Source organism: Streptococcus sp. S784/96/1 (assembly GCF_902729355.1).
In the GTDB taxonomy this organism is placed as follows: Bacteria; Bacillota; Bacilli; order Lactobacillales; family Streptococcaceae; genus Streptococcus; species Streptococcus caledonicus.
On record NZ_CACVCC010000067.1, the window covers coordinates 1 to 1,856 of the forward strand.

Annotated in this window: 1 protein-coding gene; it reads right to left on the minus strand. The window is 43.2% G+C overall.

What is annotated here, in order from left to right; all coding sequences use genetic code 11:
- Positions 1–352 precede the first annotated feature (352 nt).
- A partial coding sequence (locus GZ996_RS11570; RefSeq protein WP_162012123.1) for a cache domain-containing sensor histidine kinase occupies positions 353–1,856 on the minus strand: 1,504 nt, incomplete at its 5' end.

Consider the following 1,856-nt stretch of genomic DNA (forward strand, 5'->3'; position numbering starts at 1 on the left):
AGAGAGCTCTGTTCGCCGCTGCAATGGTGGATGAGATGGGGAGACAATCGTTAATTCGTCAGAATACTTTTTCGCCACACTTCCCTAAATGTTAGAATCGAGGGTGAAATAGTCTACCAGACGATTCACTCCCGCCTCCGCATAGGGGTGAGTTGCTGTGCCCTTCTCAGGTTTTCCCGTCCTGAACCCCTCACCCACCGAGCCTTGATTAAATGGCGATAGTAACATTTTTATCTTAGCCTGAGCTTAAAAATCAGGACGTAAAAGGAAGAGCTTCTAAAATTTCAATTCGATCTTTTTTCTATCCTTTAGAACATGATTGGAAAGAAAGAGCATACTGAAAATATAAAAATTACAGTTCTTTAACTCGCTTCGGCAAAAAGAGGCTAACCTGTGTAAAGCGGTCTTTTTCAGAAGTAATTTCCATATGATAGTCCGTGCCAAATTGCAGAGCTAGGCGCTGATCAACATTTTTAAGACCAACTCCGCCTTGATGGACGGATTTAGTTGTGCCTGTTGCCTTATTTTGACTATCCATCCCTTTACCGTTATCGCGAATGTCAATGCGTAGGTGCTCTGCTGTTTCACTAATAGTAACTTCAATCAGTCCATCACGCTCGACTTCCTTGATACCATGGTAAATGGCATTTTCGACAATCGGCTGTAAAATTAACTTGGGTACTTGATAGTCTGCATAGGCTGGCAATTCATGGAGTTCATAGTTGAGTTTATTGCCGTAGCGCTGCTTTTGAATAAAGAGATACTGACGGACATGTTCCATCTCATCCTTAAGACAAATTTGCTCATTGCCATTATTGAGAGCTATGCGAAAATATTTTGCCAATGCCTTGGTAATTTCCACCACGCGCTTGCGGTCATTGAATTCTGTCATCCAAACAATTGTATCTAGCGTATTGTAGAGGAAATGAGGGTTGATTTGACTGGCTAATGCCACCAGCTCATACTCCCGAATATCCTGCTCTTGTTGCTTGACAGAAGCCATGAGAGCGTCAATTTGATCCAGCATTTTATTGAAATAGCGCGATAAATCTAACAGTTCCGCCGTTCCCACTTCCTTGGCACGCAGGTGTGACTGCCCCTGCCCGACTGCCAAAATAACCTCCTGCAAGTCACGAATCGGTTTTAACCAGATACGAATGACCAAAGCTGAACCCAAGCCAGAAATCAAGAGGGCAACCAAGCCTGCTCCCAAAAAGGCGTATAGGATTTGATGGCGAACCATGTGAAGTTCATCAAGAGACGATACCCCAACCAAGGTCCACTGGCTGTCTGGAATTTCAATCTGATAGACAAATTCTTTTTTAGAAGAGGTATAGCCATTTTCCACTGCCAAGTATGGCTGCATCGCATCCATCTCTTCCTTAGAGGAATAGACTTCTTTTTTTGGATGATAGACAAACTCTTTCTGAGAATTGACAATAAAAGCGAAACCTGTATCGCCTAATGTTAGCTGGTCCAAATAGTTTTCTAACCTACTATAGTCAATATCCAGTCGTAGTACTCCCTTATTGTTGCCCTCGCTGTCCTCAATCTCTCGTGTAATCGAAATAACCCATTGTTCTCCCTTTTGGGTCAGAGATTCCTTATGAGCAGGGGTCAAAACAGGCATGGCTTTCTGGTCAATGGCTGCTTGATACCAAGATTCCGCCATCATATCACTAGAGGTTTTCATGGTGAGCTGGCTGTCTGTCGAAACCACCTGACCTTCTTTGGTCACTAAGACGGCAGAGACCAAATCAACATCTCCCATAAGCAAGCTATTCATCAAAAAGAGCAAATCCTCTTTGTGATCTTCATCAGGATAAGCAATATACTCTTTCAGTAACCGATTCTCC